Source organism: Halomonas sp. LC1 (genome assembly GCF_030247125.1).
Lineage (GTDB): Bacteria > Pseudomonadota > Gammaproteobacteria > Pseudomonadales > Halomonadaceae > Vreelandella.
This window is the reverse complement of sequence record NZ_JASSPG010000006.1, coordinates 195602-215699: the sequence shown is the minus strand read 5'-3', so window position 1 is coordinate 215699 and position 20098 is coordinate 195602. Positions and strand designations below refer to the sequence as shown.

19 protein-coding genes are annotated in these 20098 nt (G+C 62.6%); 14 read left to right on the top strand and 5 right to left on the bottom strand.

Annotation, left to right across the window (positions count from 1 at the left end; translation table 11 throughout):
* Positions 1-27: 27 nt before the first annotated feature.
* A complete protein-coding gene (gene dprA, locus QIT27_RS11545; RefSeq protein ID WP_159341174.1) occupies positions 28-1149 on the bottom strand; it encodes a DNA-processing protein DprA in 1122 nt (373 codons plus the stop codon).
* A 33-nt stretch (positions 1150-1182) separates the two neighbouring features.
* Positions 1183-2229 (bottom strand): LysM peptidoglycan-binding domain-containing protein, encoded by a 1047-nt coding sequence (locus tag QIT27_RS11540; RefSeq protein ID WP_285263896.1) that lies wholly within the window; start codon positions 2227-2229, stop codon positions 1183-1185.
* A gap of 176 nt (positions 2230-2405) precedes the next feature.
* On the opposite strand from QIT27_RS11540, the gene def reads away from it, so the two are divergent.
* The 8 genes from def (at position 2406) to QIT27_RS11500 (ending at position 10799) form a co-directional block, all read left to right on the top strand.
* Positions 2406-2918 (top strand): peptide deformylase, encoded by a 513-nt coding sequence (def, locus tag QIT27_RS11535; RefSeq protein ID WP_159341172.1) that lies wholly within the window; start codon positions 2406-2408, stop codon positions 2916-2918.
* Between the two features lie 136 nt (positions 2919-3054).
* The gene (gene fmt / locus QIT27_RS11530; protein ID WP_285263895.1) at positions 3055-4047 is read left to right on the top strand and encodes a methionyl-tRNA formyltransferase; all 993 of its coding nucleotides are present in this window, start codon (positions 3055-3057) and stop codon (positions 4045-4047) included.
* Positions 4044-5375, top strand: coding sequence for a 16S rRNA (cytosine(967)-C(5))-methyltransferase RsmB (gene rsmB / locus QIT27_RS11525; RefSeq protein ID WP_285263894.1), 1332 nt, complete (start codon positions 4044-4046; stop codon positions 5373-5375). Before fmt ends, rsmB begins: the two co-directional genes overlap by 4 nt.
* Positions 5376-5420: 45 nt before the next feature.
* On the top strand, positions 5421-5627 hold the full coding sequence (locus QIT27_RS11520; protein WP_159341169.1) for a dodecin: 207 nt from the start codon (positions 5421-5423) through the stop codon (positions 5625-5627).
* Between the two features lie 111 nt (positions 5628-5738).
* A complete protein-coding gene (trkA, locus tag QIT27_RS11515; protein ID WP_285263893.1) occupies positions 5739-7112 on the top strand; it encodes a Trk system potassium transporter TrkA in 1374 nt (457 codons plus the stop codon).
* A 48-nt stretch (positions 7113-7160) separates the two neighbouring features.
* On the top strand, positions 7161-8609 hold the full coding sequence (locus QIT27_RS11510) for a TrkH family potassium uptake protein (protein WP_159341167.1): 1449 nt from the start codon (positions 7161-7163) through the stop codon (positions 8607-8609).
* A gap of 34 nt (positions 8610-8643) precedes the next feature.
* Complete coding sequence (locus tag QIT27_RS11505) at positions 8644-9897, top strand: TraB/GumN family protein (protein WP_159341166.1); 1254 nt, start codon at positions 8644-8646, stop codon at positions 9895-9897.
* Positions 9894-10799 carry a DMT family transporter gene (locus QIT27_RS11500; protein WP_159341165.1) on the top strand — a complete coding sequence of 302 codons (906 nt, stop codon included), beginning with the start codon at positions 9894-9896 and terminating at the stop codon, positions 10797-10799. Before QIT27_RS11505 ends, QIT27_RS11500 begins: the two co-directional genes overlap by 4 nt.
* Before the next feature lie 5 nt (positions 10800-10804).
* Here QIT27_RS11500 and QIT27_RS11495 read toward each other — a convergent pair whose 3' ends face one another.
* Entirely contained in the window at positions 10805-11566 is a 762-nt protein-coding gene (locus QIT27_RS11495; RefSeq protein ID WP_285263892.1) for a tRNA-uridine aminocarboxypropyltransferase, read from the bottom strand.
* 171 nt (positions 11567-11737) lie between these two features.
* On the opposite strand from QIT27_RS11495, the gene bioB reads away from it, so the two are divergent.
* The 6 genes from bioB to bioA are packed head-to-tail and all read left to right on the top strand — an operon-like array spanning position 11738 to position 17458.
* A complete protein-coding gene (bioB, locus tag QIT27_RS11490) occupies positions 11738-12826 on the top strand; it encodes a biotin synthase BioB (RefSeq protein WP_285263891.1) in 1089 nt (362 codons plus the stop codon).
* On the top strand, positions 12813-13958 hold the full coding sequence (gene bioF, locus QIT27_RS11485) for an 8-amino-7-oxononanoate synthase (protein ID WP_285263890.1): 1146 nt from the start codon (positions 12813-12815) through the stop codon (positions 13956-13958). The genes bioB and bioF overlap by 14 nt, the downstream gene beginning before the upstream one ends.
* Positions 13955-14674 carry an alpha/beta fold hydrolase gene (locus QIT27_RS11480; RefSeq protein ID WP_285263889.1) on the top strand — a complete coding sequence of 240 codons (720 nt, stop codon included), beginning with the start codon at positions 13955-13957 and terminating at the stop codon, positions 14672-14674. The genes bioF and QIT27_RS11480 overlap by 4 nt, the downstream gene beginning before the upstream one ends.
* Positions 14671-15456 carry a methyltransferase domain-containing protein gene (locus tag QIT27_RS11475; RefSeq protein WP_285263888.1) on the top strand — a complete coding sequence of 262 codons (786 nt, stop codon included), beginning with the start codon at positions 14671-14673 and terminating at the stop codon, positions 15454-15456. The genes QIT27_RS11480 and QIT27_RS11475 overlap by 4 nt, the downstream gene beginning before the upstream one ends.
* Positions 15453-16175: a dethiobiotin synthase gene (bioD, locus tag QIT27_RS11470; RefSeq protein WP_285263887.1), complete on the top strand. Its 723-nt coding sequence runs from the start codon at positions 15453-15455 to the stop codon at positions 16173-16175. Before QIT27_RS11475 ends, bioD begins: the two co-directional genes overlap by 4 nt.
* A complete protein-coding gene (bioA, locus tag QIT27_RS11465) occupies positions 16172-17458 on the top strand; it encodes an adenosylmethionine--8-amino-7-oxononanoate transaminase (RefSeq protein ID WP_285263886.1) in 1287 nt (428 codons plus the stop codon). The genes bioD and bioA overlap by 4 nt, the downstream gene beginning before the upstream one ends.
* A gap of 37 nt (positions 17459-17495) precedes the next feature.
* Here bioA and QIT27_RS11460 read toward each other — a convergent pair whose 3' ends face one another.
* The gene (locus tag QIT27_RS11460; protein WP_285263885.1) at positions 17496-18209 is read right to left on the bottom strand and encodes an SIR2 family NAD-dependent protein deacylase; all 714 of its coding nucleotides are present in this window, start codon (positions 18207-18209) and stop codon (positions 17496-17498) included.
* Positions 18210-18241: 32 nt separating this feature from the next.
* Positions 18242-20008, bottom strand: a complete 1767-nt coding sequence (gene aceK / locus QIT27_RS11455; protein WP_285263884.1) for a bifunctional isocitrate dehydrogenase kinase/phosphatase — start codon at positions 20006-20008, stop codon at positions 18242-18244.
* Positions 20009-20098: the final 90 nt, after the last annotated feature.

Here is a 20098-nt window from a genome sequence, read left to right as displayed (position 1 = left end):
AGCCAATCCAACAAAGGAGGCTGCATCTTACCACGGGGCCGTCATTCTCACCCAGCCGCCCGCCTGCTGCGTCGCCTGCCCTTCCAGCTCCAGCATTAACAGCCGCTGTTGGCAGGCGCTCACCGAGAGACCGGTGGTCTGCACCAGCAGATCGATCGGCGTTGGCGAGGCTCCCAGCGCATCGAGCAACGGATCACCGCTGGCCGTCGAAGGGCTGTCGGGTCCGTGAGACGTCGTCTCACCGTGCGTCGTCGTCTCTACGGGCAGGTAGTGGGGCGCCCATTGCTGCAACTCTTCGAGCATATCGTCCACATGGCGCACCAGCGTGGCCCCGCTACGCAGGAGCTGTAGGCAGCCACGGGCTTGTACATTGTGCAGCGAGCCTGGCAGCGCGAATAGCTCACGCCCTTGCTCTACCGCTAGGCGAGCGCTCACCAGTGAGCCGCTTTTCTCGGTGGCTTCGACCACCAGCGTGCCGAGTGATAGCCCGGTGACGATACGGTTACGGCGAGGAAAAAAGGCGGGACGGGCAGCCGTGCCCGGCGGGTGCTCGGACAGCACCAAACCGCCGGGCTGGGTACTGAGCTGTTCGTAGAGATCGCGATGGCGCGCGGGATAAATGACATCGATGCCGCTTCCCAGCACGGCAATGGAGGTTCCACCCGCCTCCAGCGCTGCACGCTGGGCAACCCCGTCGACACCCAAGGCCATACCGCTCACCACACACCAGCCACGCCCAGCCAATTCACGGGCAAACGCTTGAGCGTTACGGCTACCCTCCGACGTGGGCCGCCGCGTACCGACCATAGCGATGCCCGGAGCGCTCAGGGCGCGTAAATCCCCCTGCGCCCACAGCACCACCGGTGGGTCAGGAAGCTGATTGAGTAACTCAGGCCAATCGGGGTGATCGCGGTGCAGCAGATGACGATCGGGCGCGCCTTGCAGCCAGGTCAAGGTGTCGTCCACCGCGTGTTGCAGAGGGCTGCGCGTTGGGTGAGCGAGCCACAGGCGTAACGCATTGGCGGCACTGCTGGGCAATGCCGCTAACCAGCCTTGCGGCCACGACGGCTGACGCGCCACCAGTTGTGCAATGCGCGTTGCCCCCATTCCAGGCAGTGCATGCACTGCCAGCCACTCCTTGGCATCCATCGCTGTTCCCTCTTGTAACGGATGATTCGTTCGTTAGCGCGCGGGCGAGCGCACGCTGTCCCCGATGGCCAATACCCGTGACGCCTGCATGACGAGGGCATAACTCATCTGATTGTAAGGCCGGAAAACCATCACCAGCCCCGCTTCGGTATCGGGTAGGCGCAGCAGCTCTTGGGTGCGAGGATCGGTGACGAGCTCGCCCTGCTGATCGACACGCAGTACGTGCCCAGGCTGCAAGCCATCCTGGGTGCCTAAGTCCAGCGCAACGATCTGTAGGCGTCCAATAAAACGTACCCCACCCGGTACCGCAACGATCTGGCCCGATACGTCATTCAACGGTGCGCGGGGAACGAACGCGTCGCTCAGCTCACGATCCTCAAGCGGCAGCAGAATGTCGTCGTTACGCACTTCCTGATAGGCGCTGAGCACCTCGACCCGGGCGATATCGCCCTCGCTGCTGACGTAGCGCGCTTCGCCAATATTGATCAACTCATCGCCCAATCGCGTGCCATCGGCCGCGACATAGGGCTCGCCCGGACGATAGATCCCCAAGCGCGTGCGCTCCGGCAGCTCTCCACGCACGTACAGCGTATCGCCTGCCCCGCTAATCAGGCGCTGGTTGTCGCCGCCCACCACGTAGGCCAGCGCCTGTAGGTTCTCATCTGGCTCGACCACGCGATGCTCACGCAAAAAGGCGCGCACTAGGTCCATCGGAATCGGCGTAATGGCTTCGCGCTCCGGCACGGTGCGCATTTGCGGCGAGAGTTTGACGACGCCCTGGCCACGCTCCAACGTGACGCAGGGCTGGCCTTCGCAGGTGCCCAGTAGCAGCACGTCCCCAGGATAAATGAGGTGAGGATTGCGCACCTGAGGGTTTGCCCGCCACAGCGACGGCCACTGCCAAGGAGAGTGAAGGTAGCGGGCCGAGATGTCCCATAGGGTGTCGCCAGGAACCACTTCGTAGCGCTGCGGAGCATCGCGGCGTAAGCCTTCCAGGGCCCAGACAAGTTGGCTGGTCAGCAGCCCCCACGTTAAGAGCACGCCAAAGACGCTATAATAAAGAGGCTTTCGGGCCACCATCCGGTTCTCTCCAGGCAGTCGTTGGTGAAGCAGTGGAAGAGGGCCACACGGTGTCGCGCGTGCCCTGTCACGCTATCAGCATGTTATAGTGGCCCATAGTAAAGCAGTTAGGCGCGCTGACACAGGTTCGCCGCTAACTCATCTTAAAGACTCAGCATAACGGTGATTGTAACGCCATGGCCAAACTTCCTATTCTCGAATTCCCCGACGAGCGCCTGCGCACCAAGGCGGTACCGGTGGAAACCGTTGACGACGAGGTCCGCCAGCTCGTCGACGATATGTTGGAGACCATGTACGACGCGCGCGGCATCGGCCTTGCCGCCACGCAAATCGATGTCCATCGCCGCGTGGTGGTGATGGATGTCAGCGACGATAACTCCCAACCGCTGGTGCTGATCAACCCGCGCTACGAGCCCATTGGCGATGCCAAAGAGCCGCTCTCTGAGGGCTGTTTGTCGATCCCTGAGTACTACGCCGAAGTGCCGCGCTACCTGAAAGTGAAGCTCAATGCGCTGGACCGTCACGGGGAGCCCTACGAGCTGGAAGCAGATGGCCTACTGGCCCACTGCATTCAACATGAGTACGACCATCTGGAAGGTGTGCTGTTTGTGGATTACCTCTCGCCGCTCAAGCGCGATCGGGTGATGAAAAAAATGCAGAAGCGCCACAAGCTGATGAACGACGCCTAACCGGCACCTCATCACCTGGCCACTGGCCGAGCTGACACGCTGCCCCGCAGGCTTCTGCCTGCACGATAGCGCTGCCTCTCGGCCTTTGTGCGTTTCATAGATGGCACTTTCTCTCTTCTCTTAGGGGTTCTCCACCATGTCACCGTTACGCGTTGTTTTTGCTGGCACGCCAGACTTCGCCGCCTCCAGCCTTGCCGCCGTTATCGACAGCGAACACGAAGTGGTGGCGGTTTACACCCAGCCCGACCGCCCTGCTGGTCGAGGCCGCAAGCTCACGCCCAGCCCGGTCAAACAGCTGGCACAAGCGCACGGTCTGCCGGTGTATCAACCCGTCAGCTTGAAAGACGCCGATGCGCAAGCCGAACTGGCGGCGCTGAATGCCGATGTGATGGTGGTGGTCGCCTATGGGCTGCTGCTGCCCCAAGCGGTGCTGGATACGCCCCGCCTAGGCTGCATTAACGTGCACGCCTCGCTGCTGCCCCGCTGGCGCGGCGCGGCGCCGATTCAGCGCGCCATCGAAGCCGGTGATAGCGCCTCCGGCGTCACCATCATGCAAATGGATGCGGGGCTGGATACCGGCGCCATGCTGTACGAAGTACGCACCCCGATCACCTCCCGCACCACGGGCGGCGACCTCCACGACCGGCTAGCCATTCAAGGCGCTAATGCGCTGGTGACCGTGCTCGACCAACTGGACAGCGGAAGCCTCGACGCCACGCCGCAGCCTGATGAGGGCGTGACCTACGCCGCCAAGCTCAGCAAAGCCGAGGCCGAGCTCGACTTTAGCCAGCCCGCCGAGCAGCTGGCACGTAAAATTCGTGCCTTCAACCCGTGGCCGGTGGCTTGGTGCCCCCTGGGGAACGATCGTCTGCGGCTGTTGATGGCCAGCGTCGAACCTGGCGAGCAGCCGCCAGCCGCGCCTGGCACGCTGTTGGCACATGGCGACGAACACCTGCGCATTGCCTGCGGTGCCCAGGGCCAGGAAGTGCTGTGCGTCAGCCGTGCCCAGCTACCCGGCGGCAAAGCCATGGCAGTGCGTGATCTTTTGAATGCCCGCCAAACGCCCTTGAGCGAAGGTGTTCGTCTTGGACAGCCCTCACAGCCATCCTCGCAAGGAGCGCGCCCATGAGCGAGCGACCCGCCAAAAGCGGCAGCGGCTTGGACGTCCGCGCGGCGGCGGCCAGAAGTCTGGTGCCGGTTCTCACCGATAAAGGCTCCCTGGCCGGGCTCGATGAGCACAGCGTCATCGCTAGAGACCGCGCACTGCTCAAAGAGCTTTGCTACGGCACCTGCCGACGCTTGCCGCGTCTTCAAGCGCTGGCCAGCCGTCTGTTGAAGCAACCCTTCAAAAAGCGCGATGCAGATGTCCAGGCGCTGCTGCTGATCGGTATCTATCAGCTGCTCTACATGCGTACGCCTGCCCACGCCGCCGTGGGGGAAACCGCTGGCGCTGCGCGTCTGCTGGAGAAAGAGTGGGCCACCCGCGTGCTCAACGGCTGCCTGCGCCGCCTACAGCGCGAAGCCGACGCTCTGCAGGCCGAAGTCGACCGAGATGAAAGCGTAGCCCTGGAGCACCCACAGTGGCTGCTAGGCAAGCTGCGTAACGCTTGGCCAGATCAGTGGCGCGCCATTGCCCGGGCCAACAATGAGCCGGGACCGATGACGCTGCGTGTCAACCAGCGTCACAATGATCGTGAAGCGTACCTGCAGCAGCTCACTGAACAGGGCTTGAACGGCCAGCTCTGCTTGCACGCCCCCGATGGCATTACGCTGACTCATCCCTGCGATGTCTCGGTGCTGCCTGGCTTCGACCAGGGCCATGTCAGCGTGCAGGACGAAGCCGCACAGCTCTGCGCCGCGCTGCTTGGCCCAGCGCTCGCCCCACGGCCGGGTGCCCACGTCTTGGATGCCTGCTGCGCGCCCGGCGGCAAAACCGCCCACTTATTGGAGCAGTTCGATATTGCGCTGACCGCGCTGGATAGCGATAACCAGCGGCTGGCCCGCGTCGACGACACGCTCAGTCGCTTAGGGCTCAGTGCCGAGCTGAAACATGCCGATGCCACCACCCGCGACTGGTGGAGCGGCACGCCGTTTGACGCCATCTTGCTGGATGCCCCCTGCTCCGGCACCGGCGTGATTCGTCGCCACCCGGACATCAAAGCGCTACGCCGCAAAGAGGACATCCGCCAGCTCGCCAAGCTGCAGCAACAGCTGTTGGATAATCTCTGGCCGCTGCTACGGCCCGGCGGTACGCTGCTCTACGCCACGTGCTCGGTGCTGCCCGAAGAGAACGCGGCACAAATCGATGCGTTTTTGGCCCGCACCCCGGATGCCCACGCCACCACACCCCATGACGTGGCCTGGGGCGAACAGAGTGGCCAGGGGCGCCAGCTGTTTCCCGCTCAGAACAGTCACGATGGCTTTTTTTATGCCAGACTAGAGAAGCGACCGGCCTAGGCGTTTCGCCCTGTGCCACCTGTTCATGACACGCAAGGAGATAGCATGAGTCATCACACTTATAAGCATATCGAGCTCACCGGTTCATCCGAAAAAGGGATCGAGGACGCCGTGCAGAACGCTCTGGCGAAAGCCTCCGAGAGCGTTCACAACATGCGCTGGCTCGAAGTCACCGACACCCGCGGCCACATCGAAGATGGCCGCGTGGCCCACTGGCAGGTCACCGTGAAGGTGGGCTTCACGCTGGAATAATCCCTACCTGCTTTTCGACGGCGGCTGGTTTACACTGGCCGCCGTCTTTATTGCAGCGCACACCGCCAAGCGGCCATGCGCTGGCGCTTATAACGGAACCGATGCTCAGCGATGAAAATCATCATTCTTGGCGCCGGCCAGGTCGGCGGCACCCTTGCGGAGCACCTCGCCCGCGAGGAGAACGACATCACCGTCGTCGATACCGACGGCGCAAAACTGCGCGAACTGCACACCAAGCTGGATATCCGCACGGTGACCGGCGCGGGCTCCTACCCCATCGTGCTGCGCCAAGCGGGCTGCGAAGACGCCGACATGCTGATTGCGGTGACCAACACCGACGAAATCAACATGATCGCCTGTCAGGTGGCCCACACGCTGTTTCGCACGCCCACCAAAATTGCCCGAGTGCGCTCCACCGCCTACCTCACTCGTAAAGGGCTATTCGCCCATGAAGCGATTCCCATCGACGTGCTGATCAGCCCCGAGCAGGTGGTCACCGACCACGTGCGCCGCTTGATCGAACACCCCGGCGCGCTGCAGGTGCTGGAGTTTGCCGGTGGCTTAGTGCAGCTGGTGGCGGTGAAGGCCTTCTACGGCGGCCCGCTGGTGGGCCAGGATCTGGCGTTTTTGGGCAAGCATATGCCCAACGTGGAAACCCGCGTGGCGGCCATTTATCGCCGCAACCGGCCGATCATTCCCCGGGGCGATACCGTCATCGAAGCCGACGACGAGGTGTTCTTCCTGGCGGCCCGCCGGGATATTCGCGCGGTGATGAGCGAGCTGCGTAAGGTGGAGCGGGACTTCCGCCGCGTGGTGATTGCCGGGGGCGGCAATATCGGCGAGCGGCTGGCGGAGCACTTAGAGCACAGCCATCAGGTCAAGATCATCGAGCACAGCCTGGAGCGCTGCACCGCGCTTTCCGAGCGGCTGGATCGCACCGTGGTGCTCCACGGCAGCGCCACCAGCAAGCGGCTGCTGGAAGAGGAGAACATCGAAGACTGCGATATCTTCTGCGCGCTGACCAACGACGACGAAGTGAACATCATGTCGTCACTGCTGGCCAAGCGGCTGGGGGCTAAGAAGGTCCTCACGCTGATCAACAACGCGGCCTACGTCGATTTAGTCCAGGGCGGCGATATCGACATCGCTATTTCCCCTCAGCAGGCCACCATTGGCAGCCTGCTGACCCACGTGCGCCGGGGCGATATCGTCAACGTGCACTCGCTGCGCCGGGGCGCGGCGGAGGCCATTGAGGCCATCGCCCACGGCGATAAGCAGTCATCGAAAGTGGTGGGCCGCACGATCCGCGAGATCGACCTACCCGATGGCACCACCATTGGTGCCATCGTACGCGGTAAAGAGGTGCTGATTGCCCACGGCGACGTGCGGGTGGAGAGCGGCGACCACGTGATTCTGTTCGTGATCGACAAACGGCGCATTCGTGATGTGGAGCGCCTGTTCCAGGTCGGGCTAACGTTTTTCTAAGGAGCGCGCCAGCGTGATGACACAGCCACCACCGAGATCAACAGCGCTATGAGTTTGCGGGTCATTCTACGTATTTTGGGCCTGCTGCTGATGCTTTTCAGCCTGACGATGCTGCCCCCCATGCTCATGTCGCTCTGGTTTCGAGACGGCGTCTGGCACGCGTTCATGAGCGGCATTGGGATTACCGTTATGACGGGGCTGTTTCTCTACCTGCCCAACCGCCGTGCTCACAAAGAGCTACGCATCCGCGACGGGTTCATCATCGCGGCCATGTTCTGGACCGTACTCGCGCTGTTCGGCTCGCTGCCGTTGATGCTGTTTGGCGAAGGCTCGCTGAGCATGACCGATGCGGTATTCGAGTCGTTTTCTGGCCTGACGACCACCGGGGCCACGGTGATTACCGGCATCGACTTTTTGCCCGAATCGATCCTCTACTATCGTCAGCAGCTCCAGTGGCTAGGCGGCATGGGGATCGTCGTACTGGCCGTGGCCATACTGCCCACTCTCGGCGTCGGGGGTATGGCCCTGTATCGCACCGAAATTCCGGGGCCGCTCAAGGACTCCAAGCTCACGCCGCGGATTACCGAAACCGCCAAAGCGCTCTGGTACATTTACGCGACGCTCACGTTTGCCTGCATGGTCGCCTACATGCTGGCGGGGATGAACTGGTTCGATGCCCTAGGCCACAGTTTCTCCACCGTCGCCATCGGCGGGTTCTCCACCTACGATGCCAGTATCGGCTACTTCAATAGCGCCGCCATCGAGTTGATCTGCATCGGCTTCATGCTGATTTCGGCCTTCAGCTTTAGCCTGCACTTCATTGCCTGGCGGGAAAAGCGTCTGCTGCACTACTTCCAAGACCCGGAAGCCCGCTTTCTGATGCTGTTTTTAGCCGGGCTCACCACCATTACCGTGATCACCCTATGGCTCACCGACACCTACGACGACATCGTGGGGCTACGTCATGCGCTCTTCGAGGTGGTCTCGGTGGCCACGACCGCCGGCTTTGCCGTAGCAGACTTTTCCGGCTGGCCAGGGGCACTGCCGTTCCTGCTGTTCGTAGCCGCGTTCGTGGGCGGCTGTTCGGGCTCTACCGCCGGGGGGATGAAGGTCATCCGAATCATCCTGATCCTGAAGCAGGGGATGCGTGAGGTCATGCGTCTGATTCACCCCAACGCGGTCATCGCCGTCAAGGTCGGCAAAGTGAGCGTGCCCGATAGCATCGCCCAGGCCGTGTGGGGATTTTTCTCCGCCTATGTGATGCTGTTCTTTTTAATGCTGGTGGGCGTGATGGCAACGGGCGTCGATCAGGTAACGGCGTGGTCTACCGTGGGCTCTGCGCTGAACAACCTGGGCCCGGCACTCGGTGAGGCCAGCAGCCACTATGGCGATTTACCAAGCCTCGCCAAATGGATCCTAGTGCTGGCCATGCTGCTGGGCCGCTTGGAAATTTTTACGGTACTGGTGCTGTTTACCCCGGCTTTTTGGCGGCGTTAAACGCACTGCTGGTGACTTTTTTTGAGATTTTTTAATGACTCACGATGACGCAACACCGCTGGCGCAAGAGAACAGCACGCTTCCGACGACCAGCGGCCCGCTGAGAACCATTCAGGTGGGCGCGACCCGCTACACGCTCCTGGGCACTGCCCACGTTTCTGCCGAGAGCGCAGACGACGTTCGTCGGCTGATCGACAGCGGCCACTTCGATGCGGTGGCCATCGAACTCTGCGATGCCCGCCACCACAGCATGGACAACCCCGACGCCATGGGTGAGCAGGACCTGTTTCAGGTGTTCAAGCAGGGCAAAGCGGGGATGGTCGCGGCAAGCCTCGCGCTGGGCGCGTTTCAGCAGCGAATTGCCGAGCAGTCCGGCATTCAGCCGGGAGCCGAAATGCGTGCGGCGGTGGAAGAGTGCCGTACCCGCAACCTGCCGCTGCTGCTGGTCGATAGGGATGTGGGCATTACCCTGAAACGGATTTATCGCAACGTGCCCTGGTGGCAGCGCTTCTCGCTGTTTTCAGGGCTGATTGGCAGCGTGCTCTCACGTCAGGATGTCTCCAAAGAGGACATCGAAAAGCTCAAAGAGGGTGACATGCTAGAGGCCACCTTCAGCGAGTTTGCTGCCGAGTCCGAAGCGCTCTACTCTCCGCTGATCCGTGAGCGTGATCGCTACATGGCGCTGCGTTTGGCGGAGGAAGCGCCGCCTGGGCGCTACCAGAACGTACTGGTGGTATTGGGCGCCGGACACTTGAAAGGCACAGGTGAGCACTTGGAAACACCGCTGCCGGACAACCCCACGGTGGAGCGGGAGTCTCTCGAAGCCACACCGCCGCCTTCCAAACTGTGGAAAGCCGCCCCCTGGCTGATTACGGCGCTCGTCATTACCGGTTTCGTGGTGGGCTTTTCACGCAATACCGATCTGGGCTGGCAGCTGGTCATCGAGTGGTTTTTGATCAACGGGATTCTATCCGGCGGGGCTACCATTGCCGCTCTCGCCCACCCGGTGACGGTCATCGCGACCTTCTTTGCCGCGCCGCTCACTTCCCTCAACCCGACGATTGGCGCAGGCTTTGTGGCAGCGGGAGTCGAGCTCTACATGCGCAAGCCCAAAGTGCGCGACTTTTCGACCCTGCGCCACGATGTGACGCAGCTCAAGGGCTGGTGGAAAAACCGCGTCTCTCGCACCCTGCTGGTGTTCATTCTCGCCACGCTCGGCTCGGCGGTGGGCACCTGGGTCGCGGGCTTTAGAATCGCCGGCGCCTTGTTCGGCAGCGGTGCTGCGTGAGTACGATCAAACAAGCCCCCTGGCAGGCCGATGCACTGCTCCTGCTGGTCACGGTTGTGGCCGCTGGCGGCTGGATATTTTCCAAGGAGGCGCTTGCGGGCATGCCGCCGCTGCTATTTATCGGCACGCGCTTCTTACTCGCCGGGCTGATATTGCTGGGATTCTCTTGGCCTGCTCTGCGACGTATGCCGATACGCCGAATACGCCGCGGCCTGCTGGTCGGCGTTTTGTTCAGCGCCGCCATCGCGTTTTGGGTGCTCGGGCTCCACTACTCCGACCACCTGGGGGAAAGCGCCTTCATCAACAGCTTGGGCATTCTGCTGGTGCCCGTGGTAGCCCGGCTACTGTTTGGCGACCGCCCACCGCGCAGCACCTGGATCGCGCTGCCCATCGCATTGCTCGGCTTTGCCCTGCTCTCGCTCAATGCGGGGTTTCGAGTGGAAGCCAGCCAGCTACTCATGGTGTGCGCCGCGCTCTGTTTTGCACTGCTGATCAACGTCAATACCCGGGTGGTGCGTAACGTTCCCGCACTACCTCTCACCACGCTACAACTCATCTCAGTGGGCGTGGTGCTGACCAGCCTATCACTGGTAGTGGAACACCAGCCGCTGGCACTGAGTCCGTCGATTCTCGGCTGGTTCATGGCCAGCGTGCTGCTGGCCAGCTCGCTGCGCTTCTTTCTGCAGATCAAGGCGCAGGGCATGACGACCCCCAGCCATGCGGCGGTGATTCTCATGCTGGAAGCCGTTTGGACCGCGCTGTTTGCCGCCTGGTGGTTTGGCGAAACCATGACCTCGCTGCAGCTGCTGGGCTGCAGCCTGATTTTCGCCGCGCTGCTGATCAACCGCTGGTATTGGGTGCGCAAAGTCCTGTTACGCTGGTTGCCGGGCCAAACTCCTTAACGCTCCTACTGTTGTCTGTCTAGCAGCCGCTGCATCGCAGCGGTGGGCTCTTCGATCTTGCGATAGTAGCGGCTTTCCGCATAGCTATCGTTGAACACGTCAAAGTAGTCATCCAACACGCTCGCCGCTGTTTCATCACCGCTCTGGCGCAGCAGCTCAATCGCTACCTCGGCGGTGCACAGATGCGCTTTCGAGGCGGGCTTGCGCAGCCGGTAGCGGGTCTCCCGCTCGGTGCGCAGCGGCAGTACCGGCAGTACATCCAGGTAAGGGCTTTTGCGGAACATGCGCCGCGCCTGACGCCAGGTGCCATCCAAAATGATGAACACCGGAATGCGCGCCTGCTGCTTGGCGGCATGCACCGCGCCGATATCCACCACGCGGTCGGCGTAATCCGGCTGGTCGTCCGGGAAAATCACGAACGGCGCGTAGCGCGGGTCTGTCAGCAGCGCCGCCAGCGTGTCGTCCGGCGCGGTGCGATACCAGGTAAACACGCGGGTGTTAGTCAGCACGTCGCCAATCAAGCGCCCGGTGTTGGTCGGTTTGTAGTGTTCAATAGAGTGGGTCAGCAGCCACACCTGGGCGTCGCTCTCCGCCTTGACCTGATACGGGCAGAGACAGTTCAGCTCGGGCAAGTTGCAGCCTTCGCAGCGTTTGACGAAGCTGCCCCGCGCTTTGAATTCACGCCGAGGCGGGCGCGGATGCCCGGTGGCCGGGTCGCGGTCGGTCAATGCATCGTGCTCGGGGGGCAGCGAGGTCGCGTCAGACATCTGCGCTCCAGTGGGTCGTCAAAGGGCGCAGAGTATAAAGCAGGCCATACATCCTGACGAATACTCCCTACAGTCAAGCTCCATGGTAAACCAACATTATTCAAAAAGTTGACACCCTCAGCACAGCCCCGCTAGAGTCCTGTCAACTTTCAAAAGAATATAGGTTTACCCGTGACCGCTACCTCGACTGCTTCTTACGCGGCGGATGCCGCGCCGCGCCACGACTGGACGCTTGACGAGATCAACGCGCTGTTTGCGCTGCCCTTTAACGACTTGCTGTTTCAAGCCCAGCAGGTGCACCGGGCGCATTTCGATGCCAACGCGGTGCAGGTCTCTACTCTACTGTCGATTAAAACCGGGGCCTGCCCGGAAGACTGCAAGTACTGCCCGCAATCGGGCCATTACAACACCCAGTTGGAAAAAGAGAAGCTACTAGAAATCGAGAAGGTAGTGGCCCAGGCCCAAGCGGCCAAAGAGGCCGGTGCCAGCCGCTTCTGCATGGGGGCCGCGTGGCGCAGCCCGCGGGATAAAGATTTAGTGGTGGTGGAAGAGATGGTGCGCCAGGTGAAAGCGCTGGGGCTTGAGACCTGTATGACGCTGGGTATGGTCGACGGCGAGCAGGCCACCCGGCTGGCGGCGGCCGGGCTGGACTACTACAACCACAACCTCGACACCTCCCCCGATTACTACGGCGAAATCATCACCACCCGCACCTACAGCGACCGCTTAGAGACCCTAGCCACCGTGCGTGACGCCGGTATGAAAGTGTGCTCTGGCGGTATTTTGGGCATGGGTGAAGGCGCACAGGATCGCAGCGCGCTGCTGCAGCAGCTGGCTAAGCTCTCTCCGCATCCTGAATCGGTGCCTATCAACATGCTGGTTAAAGTACCGGGAACGCCGCTTGAGAACGTCGAGGATTTAGACCCGCTGGAATTCATCCGTGCCATTGCCGTGGCGCGCATCATGATGCCCCAAAGCCATGTGCGCCTCTCCGCAGGCCGGGAGCAGATGAGCGAATCCACCCAAGCGCTCGCCTTCCTGGCCGGTGCCAACTCCATCTTCTACGGCGACAAGCTGCTGACCACTAGCAACCCCCAGGCAGAGCGCGACCGTGCGCTGTTTGCCAAGCTGGGCCTGCACCCCGAGCGCCGCGACACCTGCGAAGACGATACACAGCGCGCCGAGCGGCTGGCCCAACAGGCGCAGCGTAACGCCCAAGCCGAACGCGCTGCGGCGCTGGCGGTGGATGCCAGTGTCTGAGGTGTGGCACCAGCGACTAGCGGCAGCCCGCGATGAGCGCGAGCGCCAGCAGCGCTGGCGCAACCGCCGCGTCTCTGCCCACGGGGCACTCGACTTTGCAGGCAACGACTATCTGGGCCTTGCCCAAGACCCACGCGTACAGGCGGCTCAGGCGGAAGGCGCGAAACGCTTTGGCGCCGGGGCCGGCGCGTCGCATTTGGTCAGCGGGCATCTGGGCATTCACGATGCCTTGGAAGAGGCGTTGGCGGAGTGGACCGGACGGGAGCGGGCGCTGCTATTTTCCACGGGCTATATGGCGAACCTAGGCGTGCTGCAGGCGCTAGCGGATCCCCACACCGCGATATTTCAGGACCGGCTTAATCACGCCTCGCTACTCGACGGTGGCGCGCTGAGCGGCGCCCGCTCGCGGCGCTACCACCACCGCGATGGCCACGACTTACAGCGCCTACTTGCGCGCAGCACGGCCACCCATAAGCTGGTAGTGAGCGACGGCGTGTTCAGCATGGATGGTGATATTGCTGACGTCGGAGAACTTGCCCACATTAGCCAGCAGCACGGCGCTTGGCTGATGATCGACGATGCCCACGGGTTCGGCGTGCTCGGAGAAAACGGCGCGGGCTGCGTGGAAGGCGTTGATAGCCAGGACGTGCCGATCTTGGTCGGCACCTTGGGCAAAGCGCTGGGCACCGCAGGCGCGTTTGTGGCGGGGGACGCTGCGCTCATCGAGCACCTGATTCAGTTTTCCCGCAGCTATGTCTACACCACCGCCCAACCGCCCGCGATTGCCGCCGCCACGCTAGAAGCACTCACCATTGTCCAGCGGGAGCCGGAGCACCGCCAACGGCTCGCTCGCCACATTGACTACTTCCGCCAGCAAGCCATCGCCTTGGGGCTGCCCCTCGGGCACTCCCACACGCCGATTCAACCGCTGCTGCTGGGAAGCGAGCAGCGCACCCTGGCCTGGGCGGCCACGTTCGATGAGCACGCTATCCAGGTAGGGGCGATTCGACCACCCACGGTGCCCAACGGCGAGTCGCGGCTGCGCATCACGTTAAGCGCCCGCCATACTCAACGGGATATCGATCGGCTACTGGAGGTCGCCGCCGCCTGCCTGAACGAGGAGCAGCGATGAAGCTCATCCTACTCTCGGGCTGGGGCGTCGACCGCCGTATATGGCAGACGCTTTCGGAGTACTGGCCCAATTCGGTCGTCCCCAGCGCAGTGGAGTGGCCCGGTTACGGCGATGCTCCGGCGCTACCTACCCCCACACACATTGAAGCGCTCGCCGAGCGTATGGCACCCGAGCTACCCAGCGATGCCGTCTGGGTAGGCTGGTCGCTGGGTGGGCTGCTGGCCACGGCGCTGCTCAATCATCTGCCGCCGCCCAAGGCCCTGTTGCTACTGGGCGCAGGCAGCCGTTTTTGCAGTGACGGGGAAGATGGCGGTGTGACGAGCCAGGAGCTTGCCAGCTTTCAGCGCGCTTTCTGCCGTGACCCCGTTGCCACATGGCGGCACTTTCTACGCTGGCAGGCCCAGGGCGAACCCAATGCCCGCGAGGCCCATAGACAGCTACGAGCACAGTTAGGTGAGACTCCCCACGCCGATACCGACACACTCGCGCAAGGGCTCATGTGGCTTGAAACGCTGGATAACCGGGCACTGCTTGCCAGCCCTCCCTGCCCTATCCGCCGATTGGCAGGCGCTCACGACCCGCTGCTACCAAACAGCACTCGCCAGCAAGCGCTTCGGCTGGAAGCCGCAGGGCACTGCCCCATGCTCTCCCAGCCCGCCCCACTGGCGGCACGGCTGGCCGAGCAGGCCACGCGCGCGCTCCAGGAGTCGCGATGAACACACCGGCCCCCTCGCTGCCACTCCCCCACTGGCAGGAGCGTGTTGCTCGGGCCTTTTCCCGAGCGGCACCACGCTACGATGCTCTCGCCAGCGCCCAGCGCGACATTGGCGAAACGCTCTGGCAAACGCTGCCGCAGAGCGCCCAGCACGTGCTCGACCTTGGCTGCGGCACCGGCTACTGGACCCAGCGGCTGGCGAGCCACTACCCAAACGCCACCATCACTGGGCTAGACCTGGCGCCGGGCATGCTCGCCCACGCCCAGGCGCAGTATGGCGATGCCATACGCTGGCAACAGGGAGATGCCGCCGCGCTGCCGCTGGACGACGCAAACGTGGATCTCGTGTTCTCTAACCTAGCGATTCAGTGGTGCCCGGATATCGGCGCGGTGATGCGGGAGTTGGCGCGGGTGCTCGCCCCTGGCGGGCAGGCGCGCATCACCACGCTGCTGCCCGGCACGCTGAACGAAGTCGCCACCGCCTGGCAGCGGCCCGAGGCACTGCTGCAAACGCCGGATGCAAGCGCCGTACAGCGGGCGATTCAGCAAAGCGGCCTGCGTCTCATCCAGCACGCCTGCGATCAGCGGCGTTTTTTCTACCCCGACCTGAATGCCGTCATGGCCTCCATCAAAGGCGTGGGAGCCCAAGTGGCCAGACCCAACGCTCGGCTGACCCGCCAAGCGCTTGCCACCGCACAGGTTCGCTATGAATCGCTACGCACGCCGCAGGGGCTGCCGGTGAGCTACCACTGCCTGACGCTACAACTGGAAAGCGCAATATGAATAACAGCTATTTCGTCACCGGTACCGACACCGACGCGGGCAAAACCCTGGCCACTAGCGCGCTGCTTTGCGCCGCCCGCCAGCGCCAGCTCACCACGCTAGGGTTAAAGCCCATCGCCTCTGGCAGCGAAGCCACGCCCAGCGGCCTGCGCAACCACGACGCCCTGGCGCTACAGGCGCAAAGCTTTCCGCCGGTGGAGTACCCAACGATCAACCCCTGGGCCTTTGCTCCCGCCATTGCGCCGCATCTCGCCGCCCTGGAAGCAGGTGCGGTGCTTAACGTGGCCAGCGTTACTCAGGCGCTCAGCGAGACGTTAACCAGCACGCCACGGGATCTGACGCTGATCGAAGGCGCAGGCGGCTGGCGGGTGCCGCTGAACGAAGCGGAGGACTTTTCCGACCTGCCCCGCGCGCTCGGGCTGCCGGTGATTCTAGTGGTTGGGCTGAAACTGGGCTGCCTTAACCATGCCCGGCTCACCGCCGAGGCCATCGCCGCCGATGGCTTAACGCTGGCGGGCTGGGTAGGCAGCGTGGTGGACTCAGCCTTTGCCGACGACAGCCCGCGCTTTGCGGCCAATGTGGCGCTGCTAAAACGCGACCTGCCCGCCCCTTGCTTGGGCATCATTCCTCATTTGGCTACGGCGGATGCGGCCACCGCGCAGTGCTACCTCTCCCTTGAAGCGCTGCTCCCCCTCGCCACCCAGGAGGCGACGCCATGAACTCTCCCGTTTGGCACCCCTACACCCATCTCAAAACCCAAACGCCTGCGCCCAAAGTGGTCGGCGGCAGCGGCAGCTACTTTACGCTAGACAGCGGCGAGCGCCTGCTGGATGCCACCTGCTCTTGGTGGTGCATGATTCACGGCTACGGCCATCCGCGCCTCGTCGCCGCCATCCGCGAGCAGGCCGGGGAGCTTTGCCATGTGATGCTGGGCGGCCTGACCCATGACCCCGCCGACCAGCTGGCAAGGGCACTGGTGCGCATCACCCCGCCGGGGCTGAACCATGTGTTCTACTCCGATAGCGGCTCGGTGGGTATGGAAGTGGCCATGAAGATGGCGCTGCAGTATCAGGTGCTGAGCGGCCACCCCGGCAAGCGCAAAATGCTCTCGCTCATGAAGGCGTACCACGGCGATACCACCGGCTGCATGGCGGTGTGCGACCCCGAAGAGGGCATGCACAGTCTGTTCGCCAGCCTGCTGCCCCAGCACCACTTTGCCCCAGCCCCCACGGCCTCTTTCGACGCGACGCCTGAGCAGGTTGAGCGGGATCTCGCCGGGCTGAGGGAGGTGCTAGCGCGCCACCACAATGAGATTGCTGCGCTCCTGATGGAGCCGCTGCTGCAAGCGGCGGGCGGGCTGAACATGACCTCACCCCACTACCTGCGCGGCGCGCGAGCGCTGTGCGATGAGTTTGGCGTGCTGCTGATTTTTGATGAAGTCGCTACCGGCTTTGGCCGCACCGGCAAGCTGTTTGCCGCCGACCACGCGGGCGTCACGCCAGACATCATGGTGCTCTCCAAAGGGCTGACCGGCGGCTACTTGGGCCATGCGGCCACGCTGGCTACCGACAGGGTTCACGGGGCGTTCATTGGCGACAGTGAGCACCACGCTTTCATGCACGGCCCCACCTTTATGGGCAACCCCCTGGCCTGCCGCGTGGCGCTGGAGAGCCTGAAGGTGTTCGAAGAGGAGCACTACCTGGAGAAAATTGCCGCGCTCAGCCAAACGTTACAGCGCGAGCTATTAGAAGACGTAGCGCTGCGCGCACATCCGGCCGTAGCGGACGTGCGCGTATTAGGCGCAACGGCGGTAATCGAAGCCCACAGCAGCGAGGCACTGAAAGGCGTTGCCGCGTTTGCCCGAGCGCGGGGCGTGTGGCTGCGCCCCATTGGCCGCTGGCTTTACACCATGCCCGCCTATATCGCGACGGACGCCGAGCTCACCCAGATTACCGGGGTAATGAGAGCGTGGTTTTTAGAGCAGCTTCATCCAACGTTATGAACAGGTCAGTTGAGGATGTAGAGAGTGATCCTGCCGCTTAAGGCAGTATCAAATTCCCCTGCTTACGCCACTGGTTAACCAGCGCCGGCACGCCTTCCCCGGCCGTGGTATTGATCGCCAGCACGCCGGGGGGGCTGAGCTCATCGGCGTCGGGGTTTACCAGCGCGCAGGGGGTGTCGTCATCGATATAGGTGAGCAGCGATGCGGCGGGCATCACCGCCAGCGAGGTGCCGACCACTAGCAGGAAATCCGCCTGGCTCACCAGCTCGCAGGCCTCTTCGAACAGCGGCACCGCCTCACCAAACCACACCACGTCCGGGCGCAGCTGACTGCCCTTATCGCACACATCGCCCAGGGCAATACCCCCCTTTAACAGTGGGTAGCGCAGCCGTGCATCCACTGATGAGCGCGCCTTCAAAATCTCACCGTGCAGGTGCAGCACGTGGCGGGAGCCTGCCCGCTCGTGCAGGTCGTCGATGTTCTGGGTGATCACGCTGACCTGAAAGCCATCCTGCTCCAGCGCCGCCAGCGCTTTATGGGCGGCATTGGGCTTTGCACGACGAATCTGCTCACGGCGCTGGTTATAGAACGCCAGCACCCGCTCCGGGTCTTGCCGCCACCCTTGCGGCGTGGCGACCTCTTCCACCGGGTGATCCTCCCAGAGGCCATCGCTGGCGCGGAAGGTTTGGATACCGCTCTCCGCGCTGATTCCCGAGCCGGTAAATACCACCAAGTGCGGGGCTGAAGTCATGATGTCCTCGGCTTACGTCGTCCAGTAAACGCCTAATGTACCAGTTGCCCCACGGTGCCCGCGAACCGCTGCTTGTTGCGATACGGATAAACGTCAATCACCCGCCCATCCAGAATCGCCCTCTGTAGCGCCAGCCAGTAGTCCGGGTCGAACAGCTCCGGGTGCTGCTCCATAAATAGTGCGCGTAGTTCCGGGTTGGCAAACATAAACGGGCCAAACTCTTCGGGGAAGATATCGTTGGGGCCAATGGAAAGGCTGGCCCCGCCATCCATGTAACTGTCGTACCCTTGAGACTTGGGTATATGGCGAAAGCGACACTCGGTGAGATAGCTCACCTCGTCGTAGTCGTAGAAAATCACCCGCCCGTGGCGAGTGACGCCAAAATTCTTCAGCAGCATATCGCCAGGGAAAATATTCGCCGCCGCCATCTGTTTGATGGCGTTGCCGTAATCTTTTAGCACCATTACCCGCTCATCGGCGCTGCACTGCTCCAGGTAAATATTCAGCGGCGTCATCATTCGCTCGGTGTAGCAGTGCTTGATGATCACTTTATCCTCTTTCAGCGACACCGTGGAGGGCGCGACCTCTAACAGGTGGGCCAAACACTCCGGCTCGAAGTGGTCCTGGCGGACGATAAAGTTGGAGAACTCCTGGGTATCGGCCATCCGCCCCACCCGGTCGTGGCGTTTTACCAGCCGGTACTTCTCTCGCACGATGGCGTGGGTGACCTCTTTGGCGGGGTCGAACTTATCCTTGATGATCTTGAACACGGTTCGAAAGCTCGGCAGCACGAATACCGCCATCACCATGCCCCGCACCCCCGGCGCGATCATGAACCGCTCTTCGCGTTTAGCCACCTGCTGGTTCAGCGCGCGGAAAAATTCGGTTTTGCCGTGTTTGAAAAAGCCAATGGCGGCGTACAGCTCGCCCTCGGGCTTGTGGGGCATGAGCTGTTTTAGGTAACCGACGAACTCCCCCGGCACCGGCACCTCTACCTGAAAGTAGGCGCGGGTGAACGAGAAGATGATCGACACTTCATCGGTTTCGGTGAGAACCGTATCCAAATGCAGGCAGGGGTCGCCGCCCTGCTGCTCGCCATACCCCTCGCCATGCAGAACGGGCAGCACCAGCGGCACCTGCTCGCCGCCGCCTAACATACGCCCGACCAGATACGCCCCTTTATTGCGGTAGAACACGCTGTTGAGTAGCTCCACCTGGGCATCCTCCGCCTGCCAAATCGCGGCAGGGAGCTGGGCTTCCAGCAGGCTAGCGCCGAGCTGGCTATCGCGTTCCAAACTGGCAAAGGAGGACTCAAACGGGGCTTCACTCAGCGCCCAAGCGAGTGCCCCCGCCCAGTCGCCGTTGACGTAATGCCTGCGGCACAGCTCAATGCCCGAACGGTGCGCGGCATCCTCCCGGGAGCTGTAGACAAACATCCAGTCGTTGCGGATATGGCGATGCTGAAACACCGAGCAGAACAGCGAGTTGAAAAAGGTTTCCGCCAGCTCGTAATCCAGCCGCTGGCTGATTAACTGAGCGTAGTGCACTCGTGCTTCCCTCCATGTCTCACAGTGGGCCAGCACCTCCTGGGCAAAGGTGCGCTGCAACCGGCCGAGCGTCTCCTCGACCTTTTCACCGTACAGGTTGATCCGCGCGGCGGAGGCTTGCTGCGCTTCACGCCAGGCGGCATCGCGAAAACGGCGGCTGGCATCTGAGGTGATCTGCTTAAAGCGCGCACGGTACTCATCGAAACCGTGCAGCACAGTGGCCGCTAGGCGATACGCGGGAGAGTGTTTCATCACGCTGGCTCACGTCGAAAAAAGAGCTTCTCAGATTCCGTGAACGGCACACTACATACGAGACGACCTTAGTCCTGTAAGTGTCAGCCC